3 protein-coding genes and 1 pseudogene (1 of these 4 cut by a window edge) are annotated in these 5,287 nt (G+C 67.7%); 2 read left to right on the plus strand and 2 right to left on the minus strand.

Annotation, left to right across the window (positions count from 1 at the left end):
• Nucleotides 1-677: 677 nt before the first annotated feature.
• Nucleotides 678-3,080 carry a hypothetical protein gene (locus tag HZB25_12465; protein MBI5838043.1) on the plus strand — a complete coding sequence of 801 codons (2,403 nt, stop codon included), beginning with the start codon at nt 678-680 and terminating at the stop codon, nt 3,078-3,080.
• 121 nt (nt 3,081-3,201) lie between these two features.
• Here the strand turns inward: HZB25_12465 and HZB25_12470 are convergent, their stop codons facing one another.
• Entirely contained in the window at nt 3,202-4,095 is an 894-nt protein-coding gene (locus HZB25_12470) for a hypothetical protein (protein ID MBI5838044.1), read from the minus strand.
• Between the two features lie 59 nt (nt 4,096-4,154).
• A complete protein-coding gene (locus HZB25_12475) occupies nt 4,155-4,781 on the minus strand; it encodes a PEP-CTERM sorting domain-containing protein (protein MBI5838045.1) in 627 nt (208 codons plus the stop codon).
• Nucleotides 4,782-5,089: 308 nt separating this feature from the next.
• On the opposite strand from HZB25_12475, the pseudogene HZB25_12480 reads away from it, so the two are divergent.
• A pseudogene (locus tag HZB25_12480) lies at nt 5,090-5,287 on the plus strand (helix-turn-helix transcriptional regulator); it runs 193 nt beyond the window's last position.

A 5,287-nucleotide genomic window follows, 5' to 3' on the forward strand; every position in this document is an offset into this window, starting at 1 on the left:
AACGCTTGCGCTTCCGAACCCGACGAATGACACTACCCATCTACGGCTCCTTTCGTCTGCGCCTGATGGACGCTTCGCAACGCCATCAAAGCACAGAGGTTGGAGCCGTTTCAATTTCCAACTAAGAATCGCACACCTTCGGTTGCCGTCGCGTACTCGCGAATGGACGTGGTGGACGATCCCGGCGACCTCGCCCCGAAGCTCTCGGTCTTGGCCTTGGTCCGATTTCGTAGACAGATTGTCTCTGCGGCCCGAGGCGCCCACGCCTTCTCGAGTGCCTCTGGACTGACTTGGGTGGCGTGCATGATCCGAACCAGACCTCAGGCGATTTCTCCCGCCGGGTTCGAAATCTGTGACGTCCGGGGAGCCATCGTGAGGTCGCGCCCTTGGCGCGACCCTCCGCTTTCAAACCGCCGCGCGATCACCCGCAAGACCGCGACCCGGCCGCCAGGCCACCTCCGGAGCTTCGCAATTCCTCTCTCCAATGGGCGCTTCCCGCCACGGCCTGTCGTCATCGACTTTACATCATATGCGCCAGAGTGATATGTTCCTTGACGCTCGTTCCGCGCGTCCCCTTGAGGCCGTCCGCGTGCGCGGCGGGGGGACCGGGGGCGACGGCCAGGACTTCCTGGCCCGGCCGCCGCAGTGCCTCCGCACGCATGGAGAGGGCCGCCGTCATGCGACACCGCTCGTCTCTCCTCCTTTCCGTCGGCCTGATCGGCGTGTTCCTGCTGATCCCGGCGTCCGAAGCCCGGGCCGGCTGGTCCTCGAGTTCCACCGTCAACGTTTCGGTGTGCGCCGCGACCGGGGTCCAGCAGGGCCCCGTGACCTGCCCGGACGGCACCGGCGGGGCGATCGTCGCCTGGTACGACTCGCGCGGCGCAAACGACGACATCTACGTGCAGCGGGTGAACGCGGCCGGGGTCCCGCAGTGGACGGCCAACGGCGTGGCCCTCTGCACCGCCACAGGCCACCAGCGGCTTCCGGTGATCGTCTCCGATGGCACGGGCGGGGCGATCCTCGCCTGGCAGGACTCCCGCGGCGGCTCCTACGACATCTACGCCCAGCGTGTGGACGCCTCGGGAGCGCCCCAGTGGATCGCGAACGGGGTCGCGCTGTGCGTGGCGGCCAACGCCCAGCAGTCGGTAATCCTGTGCTCCGACGGCTGGGGCGGCGCGATCGCGGCGTGGCAGGATTTCCGTCCCGGCAGCTTCACGGACCTTTACGCGCAGCGCGTATCCGCCACCGGGCTGCCGCAGTGGACTACGGACGGCGTGGTCGTTTGCAGCGCGACGGGCGACCAGACCGCGGCGGTCAGCGTGCCGGATGGCGCCGGCGGGGCGATCCTGGCCTGGCAGGATGGCCGCACCGGCTCGAGCATCTACCTCCAGCGGATGAGCGCGGCCGGGGTGGCGCAGTGGACCGCGAACGGGGTGATGGCCTGCAACAACGCCAACGTTCAGAACTACCCCGCCGTCGCCCCCGACGGCGCGGGCGGCATGATCGTGACCTGGGAGGAGACCCGCTCCAGCAACCTCAACATCTACGCCCAGCGCCTGAGCGCGGCGGGCGTGCTGCAGTGGACGGCCTCGGGTGTGGTCGTGTGCTCCGCCACCGGCAGCCAGGGCTCCCCGGTCGCCTGCGCCGATGGTGCGGGTGGCGCCATCGTCGCCTGGCAGGACTCCCGCGACGGGAATAAGGACATCTACACGCGCCGCGTGGACGCCTCGGGGACGGCCCAGTGGACCGCCAACGGAGTGGCGTTGTGCACCGCCACCGGCGACCAGGTTGCGCAGACCATCGTCGCGGACGGCGTGGGCGGCGCGATCATTGGCTGGCAGGACCCGCGCGGCGGGACCAGCGACGTCTACGCCCGAAGGATCGATGCCACCGGCACGCCCCAGTGGAGCGCCAACGGAGTGGCGTTGTGCACCGCCACCGGCGCGCAGCAGTCCCCGGCGTCGTGCACCGACGGCTCCGGCGGGGCGATCGTCGCCTGGCAGGACCCGCGCAGCGGCGTTCACGACATCTACGCGCAGCGGGTGGACCGCCTGGGGCGCCTGGCCGGCGAGGAGCCGGTGATCGTCTCGGTGCGCGATGTGGCCGGCGACCAGGGCGGCCAGGTGCGGATCAAGTGGAACGCCAGCCCCGCCGACACCCTTCCCAAGCTGTGGATCGGCGCCTACGGCATCTGGCGCCGGGTGACGGAGGGCGCGGCGGCCATGGCCGTTGCGCGCGGGGGGCGGTGGGCGGAGCGCGGCGCCGCGACGCAGGTGGCTCCGGGGATCTTCCGGTTCCGGCGGGACCAGGCCGGGGTGACGTACTGGGAGGGCGTGGGTGAGGTAGCCGCCCGCGGTGACGCCTGGTACACGTTCGTGGCCGGGACCTTCCAGGACTCCACCGGGGCGGCCAATCCCTACACCGCGTTCATGGTGGAGGCGTACCACGCCTGGGTCCCGGGCTACTGGGCCTCGCAGCCGGATTCGGGCTACTCGGTGGACAACCTGGTCCCCGCCGTGCCGGCCCCGTTCGCGGGCCACTACTCCGGCTCGGCCACCGCCCTCCACTGGGGCGGCAACACCGAGCACGACCTGGCGTCCTACCGGGTGCACCGCGGGGACAGCCCGGGCTTCGTGCCCGGTGCCGGAAACCTGGTGGTGGAGAAGCCCGACACCGGCTACGTGGATGTGGTCGCCGGCAGTCACTACTACAAGCTGTGCGCGGTGGACGCGCACGGCAACCTGAGCGGCTATGCGCTGCTCACGCCGCAGCAGGCGGGGGACGCGCCGGGCCCCGGCGCGGCGGTCCTGTGGTTGAGCCGGCCGGCGCCCAACCCGGCGCGGGGGAGCGCCGCGATGGCCTTTTCGCTGTCGCGGGAGGGCGAGGTGCGCCTGGGCGTGTACGACGTGACGGGCCGTCGGGTGCGGGAGCTGGTGCGGGGCGTGCGGGGGACCGGGGAGCACGCGGGGCGCTGGGACGGGCGGGACGGTTCCGGAGCCCCCGTGTCGGCGGGGCTGTACCTGGTGCGGTTGGAAGCCGAGGGCCGCACGCTGAGCATGAGGCTGACGCTGCTCCGTTGATGTGGAACGATGGGGTTCTCGAGGTGATCCTGCCGAGCCATCGTGAAGAATGCGGATTTCCGCGTTCTTCCTGCTTACGGAGAACCCCGGAGGCCAAGGCCCTCGGGGTTCTTTCGCTCCATCACCTCACGATCACCACGCGCGGAGACTCGAGTACGCGGGCCGCCGATTTCATTCCCATGAAATAGACGCCCGCCGCGACGGGGCAACCGTTGTCGTCGCGGAGGTTCCAAGTCGCCCGGCCAGAGGGATCGAGCATGAGGGAGCATACGCGGGATCCTGTGGCGGAGAAGACGGAGATCAGTCGCTCCTCGACGGACGAAGCGTCGCTCAGTCTGATCTGCACCCGACTGCCGGCGGGATTGGGCGACAGCAGGATTCGAGAGGTGGTGAGCGTCCGCGGATCGGGGTAAACGGCAGTGGCAGATGGGTCAGTGAGTGTCAGGGCGGTCAGGGAGTAGTCCAGGGTCAGGTTGATCTTGTAGGCGTCGTAGTTGACGAGACCGGCGGTCGAGCCGAGGGGATTCGGCGACGTGTCGTAGGAGAACTCCATCCCGTAGTTCCCTGAGACGTCGAAATAGAGAGGGTCGTTGAGCGGTTCCGCGCCGTTCAGGAGCGGGACGATTTCGATCGCGCGACCGGCCCCCGCATTGGCCAACAGCTTCGCGGTGAACGAAGTCAGGTCGAAGATGCCGCCGTCCACTCGCCGGACGAGGATCTGGGCCTTGGTCGGGTTCGGGCCGGCCGTGACGTATTGCGCTTCGATGCCGTCGGGCCATTGCACCCGGATCGGCCGCCCAATGGGATTTGTACCTCCCCCCGTGAACAGTTTGTCGCGGGTGCAGGTGAACACGTAGCCTTCGCAGCTGAACGTGTCCCAGGTCGTGCCGTTTTCCACGAGCGTGGCCACTTGACTCGGGTTGAAATACACGGTCACAACGGCGCCGGCTTCCCGCGGAAGCAGACACGCCAGAATTGCGGCCGACACCGCGGTGAATCCTCGCATTGCCTTCATGGTGCCGCCTTCCTCTGGGATGAAGCTCGCGCGTCCCGAATAACCGATGACGTCACCGACTAGCGGCGCCCCTTCCACAGCGCAAGTGCCCCCAATCCGGCGCCAAGCAACAGCACGGACGCCGGTTCTGGCACAAGCGGTCCGCCGGTCGTCGCTTGGAATGTGAAGAACGTCGAGGGATCGGTGGGATCGGTGGACATGCTCGAATCCCAGTAGAAATCGCCCCGCGTCGTCCCGAACCGCGCCTCGCGAGAAAGGAAGATTCTCCCTGTCGCGGGGCCGACGGGCGAGAGGAAGTTCCAGCCCGGGAGAACGTAACCGTCAACTGCGATCGCGAATTCCGGTCCGGAAGGCCCCTCCAAGTATCCCAACAGGATATAACCCGTGTCCGTCGTCCAGATCGCCGCCATGTGGGGGTCCGTGAGGGTCGCAGCACCCAATCCGTCTATGGTTACTGTCCCGGTTCCGGCTTCGTTGTAGTAGGGGGAGAGACCGCCATAATCCAGGGTCTCGTCAGTGTCCGCGGAGTAGTTGAACGTTACGAGAGCGTTGGTGAAGGAGGAGTTTCCGAGAACCCCACTTCCATTGCCCCACCAGGTGTAGGTAATGGGTACCGCTGAAGCCTGGACAGCGGTCAGGGTGAGCACGAATACCCCGACCAACGCGATCCTGTTCGCGCATCTCATGCTTCCTCCCGCGGCCCGTCGGACGACGGCGCCAAAAGGGCCCTGCTGATGGGAGCTCTCGGCGGGGACACTCACCGCTCCAAGCCCGTATCAAGGCGCTCCGGGTTCGCGCGAAAGAGTATACGCCCGCCGAGATCGGGGCTGCAACGCGCCTGAACCCGCCCCTGAACACGCCTGAACACGCATGAACCGAGTCTATTGACGTCCGGGAAGCCATTTCCAGGAGCCGTCTCTCGGGGGGGGCGGTTCTTTGGCATGGCGCATCCCGCTTGACATACATAGCAGCGTCATGTATGGTAGAGCAACGTATGGACATCAACAAGGATCGCGTCGCCGCTTCGGCCACGCCCCTCATCCTGGCGATCCTCGCCCGGCGTGACAGCTACGGCTATGCCATTCTTAAGCGGGTGAGCGAGCTCTCGGCCGGGCGGATGGAGTGGAGCGACGGCATGCTCTACCCGGTGCTGCACCGGCTCGAACGGCTCGGCTACATCGCGGGGAAGTGG

It is taken from the genome of Candidatus Eisenbacteria bacterium, assembly GCA_016235265.1.
In the GTDB taxonomy this organism is placed as follows: domain Bacteria; phylum Eisenbacteria; class RBG-16-71-46; order RBG-16-71-46; family JACRLI01; genus JACRLI01.